We start from the raw sequence: 18,319 nt of genomic DNA, 5'->3' as shown, positions 1-18,319 counted from the left end.
GCGCGGCGCGAAGCTGCGCATCGCTATAGTGAACTGCGCGCTCACAACGGTTTGGCGACGTCGCTTCTTCTCCGTGCAATGGTCAGCAGCTAGGGCCAGCATCGCTGACGGCCCTTGTTGCAGCGAATTGCGCGTGCCGGCCAATGCACGTGTGCTGGCAGCATCCAATCGATTTGACAATCCTTAAACGATTTATTTTGAGACGGTTTCTATACTGACTCACAAATTGTCAAATCGCTGTTTCTGTGCTGTTTCTGTGCTGTTTCCCTCGCTGTTCGGGATTCCGGCTGCGGTTTGAAAAACGAAGGCGGCGGGGCCAGCACTGCGTGAGAGAGACCACCTGATTCGAAATGACGAGCCCATACGGGCCGATAGAGTAACCGGCAGGACCTGAGAGGCGTCGGCAATGGCGCGGGAGCCGGCAGTAGCGGCATGCGATCGGACGGCCGCCGCCGGCGAAGCGCTTAATGGCATTCAATAAAAACGACCGTTTTTTCGATTATGATTATCGGCGGTTTGATAATCGCCGCTCCCGAATCGAAAAATGCGCGCTAATTTTGAGATGGATTGCAGCAGGTGGGAGCAGGGTGTACGGGGCGCGAGGCGAAGGACCATTAGTCGAAAGAAAGTCGAAGAAACTTCGAATTGAGATGAGTGAGAGGCCGGATCGCCGGGGCCCGCGAGCACCGCCATCCCGGCCGATCCACCGGCTTGCCGTAAGCGGTCACGGCTACCGGTGCGCCAGATACAAATGACGAACAAACGACGAAGTCGCGTTGCGGGGTTTTATGAGAATTGCTGTCCTGGATGACGATTCGGCGCAGGCCGATCTTGTTTGCCAAACACTGTCGGCGGCGGGTCATATCTGTCGCGCATACGGCGCGGGCCGGGAACTCGTGCGGCAGTTACGACGCGAAACATTCGATCTTCTGGTGCTGGACTGGAATGTGCCTGATATGTCGGGCGAAGAAGTCCTGCGCTGGGTTCGCGAAAGCCTGTCGGAACGCTTGCCGGTGCTGTTCATGACGAGCCGCGGGCAGGAGAGCGACATCACGTCGATTCTGAACACCGGTGCCGACGATTACGTCGTCAAGCCGGTTTCGGCCGCCGTGCTGCTCGCGCGCGTCGGTTCGCTGCTGCGCCGCGCCTATCATCTGAAGCCGCCGGCGGCGAAGGAAGTCTTCGGCGAATTCGAATTCGACCTGCATGCGAAGCATGTGGTGGTGCGCGGCACGAAAGTGGCGGTCACGCAAAAGGAGTTCGAGCTCGCTCTGCTGCTGTTCCAGCACCTGAGCCGGCCGTTGTCGCGCGCACATATTCTCGACGTCATCTGGAAGCAGGCGACCGATATCCCGTCGCGCACTATGGACACGCATGTCTCGATGCTGCGCAGCAAGCTCGGCCTGCGGCCTGAACGGGGCTACCGTCTGACGCCGATTTACGGCTATGGCTACCGGCTCGAGCGGCTCGAATCCGCAGGCGAGGCGCCGGCCGCCGCCGAGCGTCCACAGGCGGGGCAGGCGTGACGTTTTTTTTCGACGTCGCTTCAGCTATGCACGGCAGTACGGGTTCGACGGGCCGCCGCGCGGGCCTGTTGCTGGCGACGGCAGGACTGCTCGCGATCGCCTGCATAGCGCCCGGTTCGGCGCAAGCGCAGTCGTCGCGCGCACTGAAGCAGCGCGCGACGACTGCGCCGCCCGCCTATGTCGCCTATGTGACGCATGAAGGCGACACGCTCTACGAGATCGCCAGCCGCTATCTCAGCAGCAGCGGCGACTGGGCCTTGCTGAGCCGCCTGAATCACGTGAGCGCGCCGCGTCGCATGCCCGCCGGCATCGCGCTGCGTTTGCCGGCCGACAAGCTGAGGCAGGACCCCGAGACGGCGCGCGTGATCGCGACGAGCGGCCCGGCCGAGCATGCGTTCGGAGCGAACCGTTATCTGCCGCTCACGGCTGGCGCGACGCTCGTCGAAGGCGACCGCATCCGCACTGGAATCAACGGCTTCGTCACACTGGAGCTGTCCGACGGCTCGCACGTAACGATGACGCAGGACGGCATGCTCGACATTGGCAAGCTGCGGCGGACCGCGTTGACGGGCGCGGGCGACCGTCAACTGGAACTGCGCCGCGGACAAGTCGAAAGCCAGGTTACGCACGCGACGAAGAAAGACGACCGCTTCCAGATCCGCTCGCCGTCGGTGGTCGCGGGGGTGCGCGGCACGCGCTTCAGAGTCGCTTATGACGGCGACGCCCAAAGCACCGCTGTCGAAGTGCTGGACGGCGCGGTCGGCGTGGACCCGGCCGCGGTTCGCGCGCCTGCGCCCGCGCCGGGCGTGCCGCTGCAAGCATCGGCGCAACTGCTCGCGGCGCGCTATGGCAGCGTTACGCGAGCCGGCGGCGCAATAGGCGATGCGGTGGAACTGCTTGCTGCGCCCGCGCTGAGGCAGCCGGCGCGAGTGCAGGACGGCAAGACGGTGGCGTTCGACCTGATACCGGTGGGAACTAGCGGAACTGCAGGAACTGCCGGGACCGCCCCAACCGCCGTCGCCTACCGCGTGCAGATTTCGCGCGACGCCGACCAGCTCGATCTGATCCGCGATCTGCGCGTGAGCGCGCCGCACGCGGAATTCGGCGATCTGGCCGACGGCATGTATTTCGTGCGGATCGCCGGCATCGACGCCAACGGGCTTGAAGGCTTGCCGCAGGTCTATGGCTTCGAGCGACGCCAGTTTGGCCTTGCGGCGTCGGCTGCGCCGCGCAGCGGCAGCCACGACTATGAATTCCGCTGGTTCGTGAGCCGCGCGCCGGCGTCGATGGACACGCGCTTTCGCTTCGTCATGGCGACGACGGCCGATTTGCGTCATCCGATTGTCGATCGCGCTGATCTGACGGGCGGCCAATTGGTGCTGAGCAATTTGCCGCCAGGCGTCTACTACTGGACCATCATTGCCGAGCAGTTCGACAACGGTCGCTTCTATGAGACGGGCAGCGCGGTCCGGTCGTTTATGCTTGCGCGCTGACGCTGATAGATTCAGGGCGCAGCACAGCGCCCGGTCCGCTCTCAAGCTCTCTACCTCTCCAACAGCCACGCCTTGTCGAACACATCTACGCGTTTGAGCCTCGACCCGCGCGCCCGTCTTGGACGGCGCGCCGGCCGGCGCTTTCTGATCGAATGGACGGCCATCGGGTGCCTGGGCCTCGTCGTGATTCTGCTCAGTTCGCTCGGCCGGATGAGCGCAAGTGTCGATCATCTGGTGTACGACCGCTTATTGGGTCTGTACGCGCAGCCGGTGCTGCCGGACATCGTCGTCCTCGAAATCGACAACCAAAGCATCGCGCAGCTCGGCCGCTGGCCCTGGCCGCGCAGCGTTCATGCCCGATTGTTGCAAGAGATCGCGAAAGCGAAACCGGCGGCGGTCGTCTACGACGTGCTCTTCACAGAATCCAATCCCGACGATGCGGAGCTTGCCCGCGCGATCGCCCTGAGCCCAACCTATCTGCCGGTGCTGCTCACCGACTCAGGGCGCGGCGCACCGCGTACCGTCGTCGAACCGGTGGCGCCGCTTGCGCGTGCGGCAGCTGGCCTCGGGCACATCAACCTCGAAGTGGACAGCGACGGCATCGTGCGCAGCGTCGCCCAGTTCGAAGGCGATGCCGACTCGCGCTGGCCGCAGTTGATGCTGACGGTGGCGCGGGCGGCGGAGCGGGGTACGCTCGGCCTGAACGCGCTGCCGACGAGGCGCGTGTCGCTCGAACCGGCGAGCGATGCAAGCGATGAAAGCGCCGGCGCCATCAACGACGCGCAGAGCGACGGCCGCTTCCTGATTCCATTCAGCCGCAACGCGCAGAGCTACGCGAAACTGAGTTTCGCGAGCGTGCTCGCCGGCCACGTTCCGCCCGAAAAGCTGCGCGGGCGCATCGTCGTGATCGGCGTGACCGCGTCGGGGCTCTACGACCGCTTCGCGACGCCGGTGTCCGGCGAGTTGGGGCCGCTGCCCGGCGTCTATATTCATGCGAATGTGCTCGATACGCTGCTGACGGGCCGCGAAGTCGCGCCGGCCGCGCGATGGCTGCTACTGGCCGTTTCGCTGGTTCCGCTCGCGGCGTTGCTGGCCGGTTTTCTCGTGCTGTCGCCGCGCCGCTCGCTGCTGCTGACGGGCGCGCTGTGCCTGCTTGCGACCTCCGGCAGCGCCATCCTGCTGTACGGCGCGCGGCTATGGCTGTCGCCGGTTCCGGCGATCGTCGGCGTGGTGACGGTCTATCCGATCTGGAACTGGCGCCGCCTCGAAATGACGATGGCCTATCTGCGCAAGGAACTGCAGCGCCTCGCGGACGAACCGCATCTGCTGCCGCAAACGCCGCAACGGCGGCGCCAGTTCGGCGGCGATGTGCTCGAGCAGCATATGGCGCTGATGGCGCAAGCCGCGCAACGCGTGCAGGACATGAAGCGCTTTGTGTGGGACAGCCTCGACAGCATGCCCGAGCCTATTCTCGTCAGCGACGTGCGCGGCATCGTGCTGATCGCGAACCATGCCGCGAAGGCGCATTTCGCCCGGCTCGGCGCACCCATGCCCGAGGGACGCTCGATGCAGGCCGTTCTCGGCGGCCTGACGCTCGTGAAGGCGATCGACAGCGGCGCGGCATCCTATGCGGAAAACAACCTGCTCGCCCGCGCGCATTGGCCTGCGGTGCTGGATCCGGAGCGCCGCGAATTTGCCGCGCTGATGGCGCAGGGCGTCGAAGTGCGCGACGCGAACGAGCGCGATCATCTGCTGCGTTATGCCAACTGCACAAACGCGCAGGGCGAGACGACCGGTTGGATCGCCGGTCTCGTCGATGTATCCGCGTTGCATGCGGCCGAGCGCCAGCGCGAAGACGCGCTGCGGCTGTTGTCGCACGACATGCGCTCGCCGCAGGCGTCGATTCTCGCGCTAGTCGAGATCGAGCGGGCCCGCGAGAAGCCTGCACCCGGGCGCGGCGTGCTGGAGCGCATCGAACGTTATGCGCAACGCGCGCTGACACTCGCCGACGACTTCGTGCAGCTCGCACGCGCCGAATCGCAAACCTACATGCTGGAGCCGGTTAATCTGGCCGAGCTGATGATCGACGCGAGCGACGAAGTCTGGCCGCAGGCGCACGCGAAGCGCATCGCGCTGCATGCCGGAACGGACAGCCCGACCGAAGGCGACGACATCGACGAGAGCGGCGACGAGGGCCACTGGATCTGCGCGGACCGTTCGCTCATGACGCGCGCGCTCGTCAACATCCTGAACAACGCGGTCAAATACAGCCCGCCGGATACGCGCATCACCTGCGAGCTAGCGCACGCGGCGCCAGCACGCACATCAGCGACGGGCCATCCGGTTGCAGCCGCAACCTTAAGTGGCGCGACGAGGCGTGTCTCGTGCACGATCCGCGACGAGGGCTATGGGATCCCGAAAGAGCGGCAGGCGGACCTGTTCGAACGCTTCAGGCGCTTCCACGAAACGGAGCGGCCGGAAGTGGGCGGCGCGGGGCTCGGCATGGCTTTTGTGAAGACCGTTGTGACGCGTCATGGCGGTGAGATCGAGGTGGTGAGCGCGCCTGGCCGCGGCACGGCGGTCACGATCTATCTGCCGGTACTCGATGAAGCGCAACTGGACCTGCCTGCGTACCGTCGTCACGACGCCTGAGCACGCGGCTTATGCATCTTATCGAAGCGAGGAATGAACGGTGGAAGCGGTGAAAGCGGTGAAAGCAGTGAAAGCAGTGAAAGCGACCTTTGTTTGTGCCGCGCTCGCCGCGTCGACGCTCGCCGGCTGCACCGGTATGCACGCCGATGTGCACACCGCGACGCCTGCGGCCGCACTGCCCGGCGAGCGGACCTACACGTTCGCGCGCATGCCGATGCAGGATGCGGGCGGCGGCCATGCGCAGTTCGAAACCCTGCTGCGCGATGAACTCGCGACGCAGGGTTTCGCGGATACAGCAGCGCGGCCTGCACATTACCTGCTCTCCGTCGGATACGAGACGCGGCCTGCGGAAATCGGCGTGGGCGTGAGCGACTGTGCGGCTGCCGATTGTGACCGTCAGAGCGGCGCACCGAGCGGCGCACCGTTCTCGCTGTTCGGCGCACGCGCGTACCGGCATACGCTGACGCTGCGGTTCTTCGAGCGTACGAGCGGACGCGAGGTCTACAAGGTGAGCGCGGCGAGCACGGATCGCGACGCCGACCCGCTGCGCGCAATGCCTGCGCTGATCAGAAGCGCGCTCGCCCGATTCCCGTTTGACGCGCCGGCCGACTGGCGCGTGAAATTGCGCACGAATGAAACGCGCGGCGTACCGGAGGTGGTGTCGGTCGCACCTCTGCAAAGATAAGGCGAGCTATAGAGGATCGCGCGGCGGCGGCTGTTGCGCCTGCTGCTCCTGCTGCGTTTGCAGGTCTTGCGGCCAGTGGTTTTCGAACACGCAATCGGTAAGCGGCACGCGCTCGGCCCATCGTTCGGTTTGCAGCATCGGCTCGCTGTAAAACTGATCGATGTGGCCAAGACACAGTATGGCGACGGGTCTTGCGCCTTCAGGCATGTGCAGGAGCCGGCGCACCGCATCGACATCGAAAAGCGACACCCAGCCCATGCCGAGCCCTTCGGCGCGCGCGGCGAGCCACATGTTCTGGATCGCGCAGGCCACCGACGCGAGATCCATCTCCGGTAGTGTGCGGCGGCCGAAAATGTGCCGCTCGCGGCCGTCCATCAGCGCCATCACGAGCAGTTCACCGCATTCCAGCATGCCTTCCACTTTCAGCTTCATGAATTCTTCGCGACGTTTGCCGAGCGCGTCGGCGGTGGCGAGCCGTTCGCTTTCCACGTTTTCATATAAGGCGCGACGCAAAGCCGGATCGGTGATGCGTGCAATACGCCACGGCTGCATAAAGCCCACGCTCGGCGCGTGGTGCGCGGCATCGAGGAGACGCTGCAATACCGCGGCATCGACGGGATCGCGCACGAAATGGCGCATGTCGCGGCGCTCGTAAATCGCGCGATAGACCGCGTCGCGCTCGGCTTCGTTAAAAGGCTTCGCCATTGAACAGAGCGGCCGTGAAGGCCGGGTTAGAGGGCCAGTAAGCATGCATGTAAGTCGCGACAATCGAGCCGACGCGATAGACGGCCTCGCCTGGCGCATCGCCCTGAGGCCGCGTGGCCGAACGCAGCGGCGCGAGTGACGTGCTCAGCTTCGAGTAGTGAAACGCATGGCCCGTCATCGGGCCATGCATGCTGTCGATCTGCTGCATGCCGAGCGCGGTGAAACGTGTTTGCATCGTCGCGTGACCAGGCAGCAGGCTGAGCATCGGCGTGCTGACGCCTTGCGTGTCGGTGAGCTTGTCGAGCAGATATAGCATGCCGCCGCATTCGGCGACGAGCGGTTTGCCGGCCGCCGCGTGCGAGCGAATCGCCGCGGTGCTGCGGCTATTGGCGGCGAGCGCCGTGGCGTGCAGTTCGGGGTAGCCGCCGGGCAGATAAAGCGCGTCGGTATCGGCGGGTAACGCTTCGTCGGCGAGCGGCGAAAAGTAGTGGACGTGTGCGCCGAGCGCTTCGAGCAGCGCGACGTTGGCCGGATAGATGAACGAGAAAGCGGCATCGCGCGCGATGGCGATTTTTCTGCCTTGCAGAAGGCGCGGCAGCGCTTGCGGCGCCGGCATGCCGAACTCCACGGCGGGCGGCAGATCGGCGAGCGCGGTATGGCTGAGCGCATCGGCGGCGCGATTAAGACGCGCGTCGAGATCAGCGATTTCCGCGGCCTGATGCAAGCCGAGGTGGCGATCGGGCAACTCGATTTCGTCGTTGGCGGCAATGTGTCCGCACCAGCCCAGCGTCGGCGGCAAGGCTTCTTCCAGCATTTGCGCATGACGCGCGGAGCCGACGCGGTTTGCGAGCACGCCATGAAACGGCACTTGCGGCCTGAAATTCGCGAGACCGAAGGCGACCGCGCCGAAGGTCTGCGCCATCGCCTTCGCCGAGATCACCGCGAGTACCGGCACGCCGAAGGCGGTCGCGAGATCGGCGCTGCTCGGCGTGCCGTCGTAAAGGCCCATCACACCTTCGATCAGGATCAGGTCGGCTTCGGCTGCCGCTTGTGCGAGCAGGTTGCGGCAGGCGTCCTGGCCCACCATCCACAGATCGAGCGACAGCACGGGTGCGCCGCTCGCGCGCGCGAGAATCATCGGGTCTAGAAAGTCGGGCCCGGTCTTGAACACGCGCACACGCCGTCCCAGCCGCCGATGGTAGCGTGCGAGACCCGCGGTGATCGTGGTCTTGCCCTGACCCGACGCGGGCGCGCTGATGAAGAGCGCGGGGCACGCGGACATCGCTCAGAACTCCACGCCGCGTTGCGCCTTGACGCCTTGCTCGCGGTACGGATGCTTGACGATCCGCATTTCGGTGACGAGGTCGGCGGCCTCGATCAACGCATCGGGCGCGTGGCGGCCCGTCACGACCACATGCAACATGTGAGGGCGCGCGTTGATGACGGATAGCACTTCGTCGAGCGGCAGGTATTCGTACTTGAGCACGGTGTTCAGTTCGTCGAGGATCACCATCTGATAGTCGCCGCTTTCGATCATCCTGCGCGCTTCGTCCCAGCCCTTGCGCGCAGTGGCGATGTCGGCATCGCGGTTCTGCGTGTTCCAGGTGTAGCCGTCGCCCATCGTGACGAAATCGCAGTTGGCAATCGCGCCGAGAAAATCGCGCTCCGACGTATGCAGCGCGCCCTTGATGAACTGCACCACGCCGAGGCGCATGCCGTGGCCGAGAACGCGCACGGCCATGCCGAAGGCTGCCGTCGTCTTGCCCTTGCCGGTACCGGTGTTGACGATCAGCAGACCTTTTTCGACGGTTGCGTTGGCCTGCTTTTTTTCATGGCCTTCGCGCCGGCGTTCGGTCATGCGCTGATGCGATTCGGGATCGGTCTTCATGAAAGGTCCTGTTGGATGAGGGTGGCAATGTTTCTTTGTGCACGTTCGGTCGATGCAATCGCGACGGTGACACCAGCGTAAACCGTTTTGCGAGCGATGAGGTGTGCTGTGCGAGCGACGGACGCTCCAAGCAACGCGCACGGTTCGCACACGCCGTCCACGCCGAGATGCTCGCGCGCGGCAGCCGACGGTTCTTCAACGCTGATCGCGGCAATCTGCTCGCGGCTGAACAGTTTGAGCCGCAACGCATGGCGCGCACAGAACTCAAGCAAGCCACGTTCGTCCGCTTTTGTTTCGATAGAGGCCACCGTCGCAATCTCTTCGAAGGCGTGCGAGCCGAGCGCCGCACGCACCGCGATTTCGATTTCGTCCGCCGACGTATGCAGGCGGCAGCCGATGCCCACGCTAAGCGTCTTCATTGCGCGCCCCTGCGAAGATGCTGCATCCGACGAACTTGCTGCGGCGGCACGCGCGAGCGCCAGCGACGCGACACCGCCGATCACCACGATTGCAGGCGAGCCCAGCCCCGCACGCGTGACGGCATCGGCGAATTCGCCGAGCGTCGCGAGTACATGGCGCTGCTCCGGACGCGTAGCCGATTCGATTGCCGCGCACGGCGTATCGGCGTGCATGCCTGCCGCGAGCAATGCGCCGACGATATCGTTCAGCCGCCGCATGCCCATATAGACGACGAGCGTCATGCGTGTGGCGGCGAGCGCGCCCCAATCCGGCTCGCCGCTGCCCGCGCCGTGGCCGGTCACGAACACCACGCCTTGCGCATGATCGCGATGCGTCACCGGAATGCCGATAGCCGCGGGCGCCGCGATTCCAGCTGTGATACCGCTGACGATTTCAACTTCGATACCCGCGGCATGCAGCGCCTGCTGCTCTTCGCCGCCTCGGCCGAACACGAATGGATCGCCGCCCTTGAGACGCGCCACGCTGCGCCCCGCGTTCAGATGATCGAGCATCTGCGCGACGATGCCTTCTTGCGGCGTCGACGGATGACCGCCGCGCTTGCCGACGTGGACAATTAACGCATCGGCGCGCGCGAATTGCAGCACGTCCGGGTTCACGAGATTGTCGACGAGTATCACGTCGGCTTGTGCGAGGGCGCGCGTCGCCTTAAGCGTGATGAGTTCGACGTCGCCGGGACCAGCGCCGATCAGCCACGCGCGTGTCATCGCGGCTCGCTGACCGTGCACGGCAGGGACGATGCGCGCCACGCCGACACGCACCATGCGGTGCGGCACATGAACGGGCGCAATTCAGTGGAGATCGAAGTCATTCAAAGCGGTGTATTCACACACGACGGCGCGCGTGGGTCGCGGACCCCGTCGCCATATCGTGCTTCAACGCCTTCACATCCGTCCCTCGCGGATTCCGGCGGCCGGCGGCGTGACGTCATGAAACGCACAGCCGCCTCGCGTCTGGCCGGTATCCGGGCTGGCGGCCTCACGCGCTTTGCCTTCCCGCCCGCATTCATTCGAATGTATCGGACAGTGGCATCGAAAACGCATGCGCGGCGCAGCAAAAAACATTGCACCGCAGGTCGCTTACCGTTGCGGGGACAGCACAGATTGAGCGCCGGAGCGCTGCCTGTTTCCCGTTTAACTGCACACGCGAATGCATGTGCGGGCACCAAACGCGCACATACGATAGCACACGGGAAGCCCGTCCGATAAGCGCGCCGGGCCGGTGTTTCCTTGACGGCGCCAGGCGCTCGGCCTACACTCGCACGCACTTCTGGTGCTCGTGTGCGCGCTCGTGCGCATGCAGTTAAACGGGAAACAGGGCGCCCGCCTGTCACGGTGTGGGCCAACCTGTGCTGCCCCCGCAACGGTAAGCGAAAAGTGACGTCATGGCGGTTCGCATGGCGTCGCAGAGCCGGCTTCGATGTCCACGCGCAAGGCCGCGTCGGCATATCACCACTGGGCGAGAAATCACTCGTTCGGGAAGGGGAAGCGGCGCTTTCGCAAGCCCGGATACCGGCCGGAACACGAAGGGCGAACGTCGCGGGGATGCGGCGCTGCGCTCATGCCCTCATACCCGTTTCTGCGTTTTCCTGTTGTAGCAAGGCCGTCGTCATGCCCGCGTTGCGCGCTGCGAACTCATGCACGCCAACCACGCAGGCCGGCGTCTGCAACTCCTACGGATGGACCTCACGATGCAAACTCAAATGCGCAAGATCCCCGTCACTATCGTCACGGGTTTTCTCGGCAGCGGCAAGACCACACTGCTGCGGCACATTCTTCAGCATGCGGGCGGCAAGCGCATCGCGGTGATCGTCAACGAGTTCGGCGAACTCGGCATCGACGGCGAAATCCTCAAGGGTTGCGGGATCGGTTGCGACGAGAACGGCGGCGAGACCGAAGGGCAATTGTATGAACTCGCGAATGGTTGCCTGTGCTGCACGGTGCAGGAAGAATTTTTTCCGGTGATGGAGAAGCTCGTCGAGCGCCGTGAGCAGATCGACCATGTGCTGATCGAAACCTCGGGGCTCGCGTTGCCGAAACCTCTCGTGCAGGCGTTCAACTGGCCGCAGATTAAAAACAGCTTCACCGTGGACGCGGTGATTACCGTTGTTGACGGCCCCGCTGCGGCAAGCGGCCAGTTCGCGGAAAACCCGCTCGCCGTCGACGCGCAGCGCAAGGCCGATCCGAACCTCGATCATGAGTCGCCGCTGCACGAGTTGTTCGAAGATCAATTGTCGTCGGCCGATCTGGTGATTCTGAACAAAACGGATTTGCTCGACGAGGCTCGCCAGAACGCGGTCGAAACCGTGATACGCGAGGAGATCCCGCCGCAAGTGAAGATCGTGCGCGCGCAGATGGGGCAGCTCGATCTGCACACGTTGTTCGGGCTCGAAGCAGCATCGGAAGAAACGATTCACTTGCGCCACGACCATCACGGTTCGGCGAACGACGCCGATCATCATCACGATGAATTCGACTCGGTGGTTGTGCATGCCAATGCGTTGTCACGTGAAGCCGTGATCGCCGCGCTGCAAACGCTTGTTGAAAGCAACACGATTTACCGTGTGAAGGGTTTCGCGGCATTGCCGGGCGCAGCGATGCGTCTCGTGATTCAAGGCGTGGGCCGCCGTTTCGACAGCTATTTCGATCGACGCTGGCAACCCGGCGAAGCGGGCGAAAGCCGCTTCGTGCTGATCGGTGAAGACCTCGACCAGGCCGCGCTGCAACGGGCATTCGACGCGGCGCTCGGTGTGTCGAGCGCCACAGTGTCGAACGCCGCTGCGCTACGGGCGTAAGCGCACATGCATCTGCTGCGCACCACGCCGGGCGGTTTCGTCGATGATACGCAAGGCGTGATCCGTATCGATCAGCAGCCCGCGGATATCGTCGTGCTGAGTTCCGCGGATACCACGCTGTCGCTTCTGGCAAGCGTGTTTCCCCGTCTCGGCGGGGGCTTTCCGAGCGTGCGCCTCGGGAACGTCACGTATCTGCGGCAACCGGCATCGGTCGATTTCTACGTCGAAGACGTGCTGCAACATGCGCGCGTCGTCGTGGTCGATCATCTTGGCGGCGAGGCGTATTGGCCTTACGGGATCGAGCAGGTCGTCACGCTCGCGGAGCGCAAACAGCAAACGCTCGCGATGTTTTCGGGCGATCTGCAGGAAGATCCGAATCTGCTTGCGCGCAGCACTGCGGATGCCGATCTGTGCCATCAGCTATGGTGTTATCTGCGCGAAGGCGGCCCGCAGAATGCCGAGGCGTTTCTGCGCTGCATCGCGCATCGCGCGCTGGGTTGGGGGCAGGAACCTGCGCCGCCGCGCGCGTTGCCGGCCGCGTCGCTTTACCATCCACAACGCGACACGCCGACAATCGCCGACTGGCAAGCGCGCTGGCGGCACGATGCGCCCGTTGCAGCGATTCTGTTCTACAAGGCGCATCTTCAGGCGGCCAACACGGCGGTGTTCGACTCGCTGATCGAAGCACTTGAATCGCAGGGCGTGAATCCGCTTCCGATCGCCATCACGTCGTTGAAAGATGCCGTGAGCCGCGAAGTCGTGCAGTCGCTGTGCGCGCAACATAACGCGGCGCTGGTGCTCAATACGACTGCGTTCGCCGCTTCCGCGATTGACGACCCCGAGCCGCTTGCGCTCGCTGGCGATGCGCCTGTGCTTCAGGTGATCCTGAGCGGCGGCAATCGTGAGGACTGGCTTAAGGACAATCAAGGCCTGAACTCGCGCGACATCGCCATGCATATCGCGCTGCCCGAAGTCGACGGGCGCATCATCACGCGCGCGATCAGTTTCAAGGGACTCGCGTATCGCTGTCCGCACACGGAAGTCGACGTGGTCCGTTATCAGCCGGATCTCGAACGCGTGGGTTTTCTCGCGGAATTGAGCCGCCGCTGGTGCCGCCTGCGCTCGCTCGATAACGCGGACAAGAAACTCGCGCTGATTCTCGCCAACTATCCGATGAGCGAAGGGCGCATCGGCAACGGAGTCGGGCTGGACACGCCGGCGTCGGTAGTCGGCATTCTGTCGATGTTGCGCGACGAAGGTTATCGCCTCGCAGAAGTGCCCGAGAACGGCGACGCGCTATTGAAAAAGCTGACCGAGGGCGTGACCAACGATCCGGTGGTGCGCGATCTGCGGCCCGCTTTGCAAAGCCTTGCGCTTGGCGATTACCTCGCCCGTTTCAACGCGCTGCCTGCCGAAGCGCGGGACGCGCTGAATGCGCGTTGGGGCCCGCCGGAGCAGGACCCGTCCGTGCGGCGCGGCCGTTTTATGATTGCGGGATGGCGTTGCGACCACGTGTTCATCGGCATTCAACCATCGCGTTCGCGCGAGCAGGGCGATTACGCGAGCTATCACGACGCGGAGCTCGTGCCGCCGCATGCCTATCTGGCGTTCTATTTCTGGCTGCGCCATCAGTTCGGCATCGACGCGATCGTGCATGTCGGCAAGCATGGCAACCTCGAATGGCTGCCGGGCAAGAGCGTCGCGTTAAGCGATACATGTTGGCCCGATCTGATTCTCGGACCCATGCCGCATCTGTATCCGTTCATCGTCAACGATCCGGGCGAGGGTAGTCAGGCCAAGCGCCGCGCGCAGGCCGTGATTGTCGATCATTTGATGCCGCCGCTCACGCGCGCCGAAAGCTACGGGCCGTTGCAGGATCTCGAACGCCAGGTCGATGAATACTATGAAGCGCTGATGGTCGACCCGCGCCGCTCGAAACTGCTACGGCGCACGATTCTCGCGACTATCGTCGAACATAAACTGCATGAAGAATTGAGCCTGTCCGAGCCGAAGGGTGAAGACGATGAAGATGCTTTGCTCACGCGCGTCGATGCGTGGCTGTGCGAATTGAAAGAAGCGCAGATTCGCGACGGGCTACACACGTTCGGCCAATCGCCGCAAGGCGTGCAACGACGGGATACGTTGCTTGCGTTAGCGCGCTTTCCTGTCGGCGACGGGCAAGGCAGCAACGCCGGTTTGATCGATGCGTTGGCGCGAGATCTGCGGATAGATCATTTCTTCGACCCGTCATCCGTGGATTGGTCCGCGGCCTGGACCGGTCCGCGTCCCGACATTCTGCAACAGGTGAGCGATGCGCCCTGGCGGCATTGCGGCGATACGCGCGAGCGTCTGGAACTGTTCGCAGCGGAAATATTGCGTGGCCTATGCGAAGAGCAAACGCCTATGCATGCGTCGACCGCGTTGGCCGAGGGACGCCTGCCGCAAGCGGCGCGGGTTATCGAGCGCTTGCGCAACGACGTGCTGCCGCGGCTCGACGCATGCGGCACGCAGGAAATGATGCATCTTAAGCGCGGCCTCGAAGGGCGTTTCGTGCCGCCGGGGCCAAGCGGTTCGCCATCGCGTGGCCGTCCTGACGTGCTGCCGACTGGCCGCAACTTCTATTCGGTCGACACGCGTGCGGTGCCGACGCAAGCGGCATGGTCGCTCGGCCTGAAGTCCGCGCAGCAGCTGATCGAGCGGCATTTGCAGGAACATGGCGATTACCCGCGCGCAATCGGTCTGTCCGTGTGGGGTACGGCGACGATGCGAACGGGCGGCGACGACATCGCGCAAGCGCTCGCATTGCTCGGCGTGCGGCCGAAGTGGGCGCCGGGAAGCCATCGCGTAACCGACTTCGAAATCATGCCGATCGACGCGTTCGACCGGCCGCGCATCGACGTCACGTTGCGTGTATCCGGCTTTTTCCGCGACGCGTTTGCTAACGTGATGCATCTGTTCGATGCAGCGGTGCAGGCCGTCGCCGAACTGGACGAACCCGCGGAACTCAATCCGATTCGCGTGCGCGTGCAGCACGAACGCGATGTGTTGGTCGCACGCGGCATGGACGCAGCGGAAGCGCGCAAGCGCGCCGGCTGGCGCGTGTTCAGTGCGCGGCCTGGCGCATATGGCGCCGGTTTGCAGGACATGATCGACTCGCAGCAATGGCAGACGGACGCGGACCTCGCGAATGCATATCAGGCGTGGGGCGGTTACGCATACACGCAGAAAGGCGCAGGCGAAGAAGCGCGCCACGCATTCGGCACACGCCTCGCCGCGATGGATGTCGTATTGCAGAATCAGGACAACCGCGAACACGACCTGCTCGATTCGAACGACTACTACCAGTTCCAGGGCGGCATGGTCGCAGCCGTGCGGCATCTTGCGGGTAGTCAGCCGAGCGTTTATCACGCCGATCACAGCAATCCCGCTGCGCCGCGCGTTCGCACGCTTCACGAGGAGATCGCGCGCGTGGTCCGCTCGCGTGTGGTCAATCCGAAATGGATCGACGGCGTCAAGCGGCATGGTTATAAGGGCGCTGCTGAAATTGCCGCAACGGTCGATTATCTCTATGGCTACGACGCGACGGCACGCGTGGTCGCGGATCATCAATATGCGCTCGTCACCGATGCTTATCTGAACGATGCGGACACGCGCGAGTTCTTGCAACGGCACAACCCGCATGCGCTGCATTCGATTTGCGGGCGTCTGCTCGAAGCGATGCAGCGCGGTTTGTGGCAGATGCCCGGTGACTATCGCGCGCAGGTCGAACAGCATCTGCTCGCGAGCGAACAGCAGATTGAAGGAATGCAATCATGAATGCAGCTACGCAAGAGGCGCGGCAAGGCGCCGCGCAAAGGCTCGCGTTTCCGTTTGCCGCGTTGATCGGGCAGGCGCCGTTGCAGCAGGCGTTGCTGCTCGCGGCGATCGATCCGGGGCTCGGCGGCGTGCTGGTGAGCGGGCCGCGCGGCACGGCTAAATCGACGGCGGCGCGCGCGCTCGCCGAGTTGCTGCCGGAAGGGCAAGTGGTGAATCTGCCGCTCGGGGCGAGCGAGGATCGTCTGATCGGCACGCTCGATATCGAAACCGTGCTGCGCGACGGTTCCGTGCGTTTTTCGCCGGGGCTGCTCGCAAAAGCGCATCGCGGTGTGTTGTATGTGGATGAAGTCAATCTGCTGCCCGATGCGCTCGTCGATGCGTTGCTCGATGCGGCGGCAAGCGGTGTGAACACCGTCGAACGCGACGGCGTATCGCATAGCCACGAGGCGAGTTTCGTGCTGATCGGCACGATGAATCCGGAAGAGGGTGAGTTGCGGCCGCAATTGATCGACCGCTTTGGTTTGATGGTGGAGTTGCAGAACTGTTTCGAGCCGCGCGTGCGTGAGCAGATCGTGAAGGCGCGGCTCGCGTTCGATCTCGATCCGGTGGCGTTTCGCGCCGGTTATGCACGGCAACAGGCGCAATACGTGGAGCGGATTCGCGCGGCTCGCGAAAAGTTGGCGCAGCTATCTTTCGACGACGCCGTGCATGCGCATGTCAGCGCGTTGTGCATCGACGCCGCGGTGGACGGCTTGCGCGCCGACCTCGTGATGCTTCGCGCGGCGCGTGCGCTGGCTGCGCTGGAGCAGGCCGATGCAGTGACGTCGCAGCATGTCGATCGCGTTGCCGAGGCGGTGCTCGTGCATAGGCGGCATCAGCGGGACATGTCGTCTGCCGGCAGTACGGCTGGCAGCGAAGCAGTGCCGCGCGATTTAACCCAGAGTTGGGCTGCGCCTTCGTCGTCTGATGTCGAGGGCGGCGATGGTGATTGGGGTTATCTGCCGCCAGCACCGGCCGCGACCGCCCATGTCAAAGGCGTGATACCGCTTAACGTAAAAAAACGCTAAGCCATCGGAAGGGCGCCGCCGCTGACTCGCGCAGCGGTTTTCGATGGCCGCCACGGGCGGACACACGTTTGTCTTCGTGCGGCGATGCGCGTGGGTATCTGCGTGGCGAACCGGGGCGGCGGGTCGCATGGCCGCAGACATTTGTCGCGAGCGGACAGCGAGGGCAGCGAGGGCAGCGAACAGAGCAGGGGCAACTCGCGTTGTGCGCGGAAGATCTGTGTTTCGTGCGTGAGACATCGCGCGGCGGTGTACTGCATTGTTTCGTGCTCGACTGTTCCGGTTCGATGCTGGCCGGCCAGCGCCTCGCACTCGCGAAGGGTTTGCTGATTGCGCTATTCGACCGCGCGAGTGCGATGCGTGCCGAGGCCGCGCTGGTTTGCTTTGGCGGAGCCGGCGCCGATCTGCGTTTCGGCCCCGCCGTGCCGCGCTGGTGGAACGAGCGATGGCTCGAACCGGTCGGCGGTGGCGGCGGTACGCCGTTCGCAGCGGGCGTTCGACATGCAGCGCAATTGCTCGAGCGCAGCGCGCGACGCAAGCCCGCGCAGCAGCGTTGGCTCTGGATTCTGACCGACGGCCGCACGACCGATGAAGCGACGCGTCCACTGCATGCGGACGAAGTTGTATTCGTCGACTTCGAGAGCGGCACAATTCCGCTTGGCCGCTGCGAGAGACTGGCTAGCGCATGGGGCGCGCCGCGCTTAACGCCGGAAGATCTGATCGAATGAATGGCGAGTGGCCGGCGTCGTTGGTTACGGGTGAGGTATTGAGCGGTTTAATCAGATCGGATATCTAACTATTTTCTCCGGGAGGAGAAAGAGCCGTTTCTTCTGCTCCTGAACTTTTTTGAAAATAATTGCATGTGAGGGGTTGACGGGCTGCGGGCCGCATCGCATAATTCGCCTCCCGTTTGATGACGGACGCGAAGAAAGCAGAGCTTCTTCACGAATGATCTTTAAAAACTAACAGCCGATAAGTGTGGGCGCTTGATGCGCGATGCGCGCCGGGCCTTGCGGGTTATTCCGTGGGGTCTGGCGATAAAGCGGAAGTATCAAGTCTCACACAGTAATGAAAGGAAGGTTTGACTGTCGCAAGATGGTTGGATCATTCGTCAGTACGTTGAGTGAGCGACCGGGTTCGAAAGAGCCCGAAAAACAGTAACAGGTTTGAACTGAAGAGTTTGATCCTGGCTCAGATTGAACGCTGGCGGCATGCCTTA

General features: G+C 63.9%; 12 protein-coding genes, 1 pseudogene and 2 riboswitches. Of the genes and pseudogenes, 8 read left to right on the top strand and 5 right to left on the bottom strand.

All coding sequences use genetic code 11. From position 1 onward, the window contains the following. Window positions 1-788 precede the first annotated feature (788 nt). The 4 genes from F759_RS0121740 to F759_RS0121725 all read left to right on the top strand — a co-directional run bounded on the left by F759_RS0121740 (window position 789) and on the right by F759_RS0121725 (window position 6,356). Entirely contained in the window at window positions 789-1,526 is a 738-nt protein-coding gene (locus tag F759_RS0121740) for a response regulator transcription factor (protein ID WP_027801729.1), read from the top strand. Window positions 1,527-1,552: 26 nt separating this feature from the next. Next, a complete protein-coding gene (locus tag F759_RS0121735; RefSeq protein ID WP_027801728.1) occupies window positions 1,553-3,019 on the top strand; it encodes a FecR domain-containing protein in 1,467 nt (488 codons plus the stop codon). Window positions 3,020-3,091: 72 nt separating this feature from the next. Next, entirely contained in the window at window positions 3,092-5,671 is a 2,580-nt protein-coding gene (locus F759_RS0121730) for a CHASE2 domain-containing protein (protein WP_027801727.1), read from the top strand. Window positions 5,672-5,720: 49 nt separating this feature from the next. Next, window positions 5,721-6,356 carry a DUF4136 domain-containing protein gene (locus F759_RS0121725; RefSeq protein WP_051377406.1) on the top strand — a complete coding sequence of 212 codons (636 nt, stop codon included), beginning with the start codon at window positions 5,721-5,723 and terminating at the stop codon, window positions 6,354-6,356. A 6-nt stretch (window positions 6,357-6,362) separates the two neighbouring features. Here the strand turns inward: F759_RS0121725 and bluB are convergent, their stop codons facing one another. From bluB to cobA, 5 genes and pseudogenes are all read right to left on the bottom strand, one after another. Further along, complete coding sequence (bluB, locus tag F759_RS38205) at window positions 6,363-7,061, bottom strand: 5,6-dimethylbenzimidazole synthase (RefSeq protein WP_051377398.1); 699 nt, start codon at window positions 7,059-7,061, stop codon at window positions 6,363-6,365. After that, the gene (locus F759_RS0121715; protein WP_027801725.1) at window positions 7,045-8,343 is read right to left on the bottom strand and encodes a cobyrinate a,c-diamide synthase; all 1,299 of its coding nucleotides are present in this window, start codon (window positions 8,341-8,343) and stop codon (window positions 7,045-7,047) included. The genes bluB and F759_RS0121715 overlap by 17 nt, the downstream gene beginning before the upstream one ends. 3 nt (window positions 8,344-8,346) lie before the next feature. Next, window positions 8,347-8,949: a cob(I)yrinic acid a,c-diamide adenosyltransferase gene (gene cobO / locus F759_RS0121710; protein ID WP_027801724.1), complete on the bottom strand. Its 603-nt coding sequence runs from the start codon at window positions 8,947-8,949 to the stop codon at window positions 8,347-8,349. Beyond that, window positions 8,946-9,368 carry a cobalamin biosynthesis protein gene (locus F759_RS45035; protein ID WP_322787105.1) on the bottom strand — a complete coding sequence of 141 codons (423 nt, stop codon included), beginning with the start codon at window positions 9,366-9,368 and terminating at the stop codon, window positions 8,946-8,948. The genes cobO and F759_RS45035 overlap by 4 nt, the downstream gene beginning before the upstream one ends. Window positions 9,369-9,389: 21 nt before the next feature. Next, a pseudogene (cobA, locus tag F759_RS45030) lies at window positions 9,390-10,133 on the bottom strand (uroporphyrinogen-III C-methyltransferase); the annotation flags it as partial. Window positions 10,134-10,364: 231 nt separating this feature from the next. Further along, window positions 10,365-10,610, bottom strand: a riboswitch (cobalamin riboswitch). Between the two features lie 69 nt (window positions 10,611-10,679). Then, window positions 10,680-10,960, top strand: a riboswitch (cobalamin riboswitch). Window positions 10,961-11,116: 156 nt separating this feature from the next. Between cobA and cobW the strand changes: the two are divergent. The 4 genes from cobW (at window position 11,117) to F759_RS0121685 (ending at window position 17,828) form a co-directional block, all read left to right on the top strand. Continuing rightward, the gene (gene cobW / locus F759_RS0121700) at window positions 11,117-12,220 is read left to right on the top strand and encodes a cobalamin biosynthesis protein CobW (RefSeq protein WP_036024944.1); all 1,104 of its coding nucleotides are present in this window, start codon (window positions 11,117-11,119) and stop codon (window positions 12,218-12,220) included. A 6-nt stretch (window positions 12,221-12,226) separates the two neighbouring features. After that, the gene (gene cobN / locus F759_RS0121695; protein WP_027801721.1) at window positions 12,227-16,036 is read left to right on the top strand and encodes a cobaltochelatase subunit CobN; all 3,810 of its coding nucleotides are present in this window, start codon (window positions 12,227-12,229) and stop codon (window positions 16,034-16,036) included. Next, complete coding sequence (locus tag F759_RS0121690; protein ID WP_027801720.1) at window positions 16,033-17,103, top strand: ATP-binding protein; 1,071 nt, start codon at window positions 16,033-16,035, stop codon at window positions 17,101-17,103. The genes cobN and F759_RS0121690 overlap by 4 nt, the downstream gene beginning before the upstream one ends. A 98-nt stretch (window positions 17,104-17,201) precedes the next feature. After that, the gene (locus F759_RS0121685; protein WP_027801719.1) at window positions 17,202-17,828 is read left to right on the top strand and encodes a vWA domain-containing protein; all 627 of its coding nucleotides are present in this window, start codon (window positions 17,202-17,204) and stop codon (window positions 17,826-17,828) included. Window positions 17,829-18,319 lie beyond the last annotated feature (491 nt).

This window comes from Paraburkholderia dilworthii (genome assembly GCF_000472525.1).
In the GTDB taxonomy this organism is placed as follows: domain Bacteria; phylum Pseudomonadota; class Gammaproteobacteria; order Burkholderiales; family Burkholderiaceae; genus Paraburkholderia; species Paraburkholderia dilworthii.
Note: the sequence above shows the minus strand (reverse complement) of the source record. Positions and strands in the feature narration are given on the sequence as shown.

Excerpts from the sequence above, each read along its gene's own strand:
- F759_RS0121740 (WP_027801729.1), top strand. The coding sequence starts at position 789 with ATGAGAATTGCTGTCCTGGATGACGATTCGGCGCAGGCCGATCTTGTT.
- F759_RS45035 (WP_322787105.1), bottom strand. The coding sequence starts at position 9,368 with ATGAAGACGCTTAGCGTGGGCATCGGCTGCCGCCTGCATACGTCGGCG.
- F759_RS0121735 (WP_027801728.1), top strand. The coding sequence starts at position 1,553 with ATGCACGGCAGTACGGGTTCGACGGGCCGCCGCGCGGGCCTGTTGCTG.
- F759_RS0121715 (WP_027801725.1), bottom strand. The coding sequence starts at position 8,343 with ATGTCCGCGTGCCCCGCGCTCTTCATCAGCGCGCCCGCGTCGGGTCAG.
- cobW (WP_036024944.1), top strand. The coding sequence starts at position 11,117 with ATGCAAACTCAAATGCGCAAGATCCCCGTCACTATCGTCACGGGTTTT.
- bluB (WP_051377398.1), bottom strand. The coding sequence starts at position 7,061 with ATGGCGAAGCCTTTTAACGAAGCCGAGCGCGACGCGGTCTATCGCGCG.
- cobN (WP_027801721.1), top strand. The coding sequence starts at position 12,227 with ATGCATCTGCTGCGCACCACGCCGGGCGGTTTCGTCGATGATACGCAA.
- F759_RS0121690 (WP_027801720.1), top strand. The coding sequence starts at position 16,033 with ATGAATGCAGCTACGCAAGAGGCGCGGCAAGGCGCCGCGCAAAGGCTC.
- cobO (WP_027801724.1), bottom strand. The coding sequence starts at position 8,949 with ATGAAGACCGATCCCGAATCGCATCAGCGCATGACCGAACGCCGGCGC.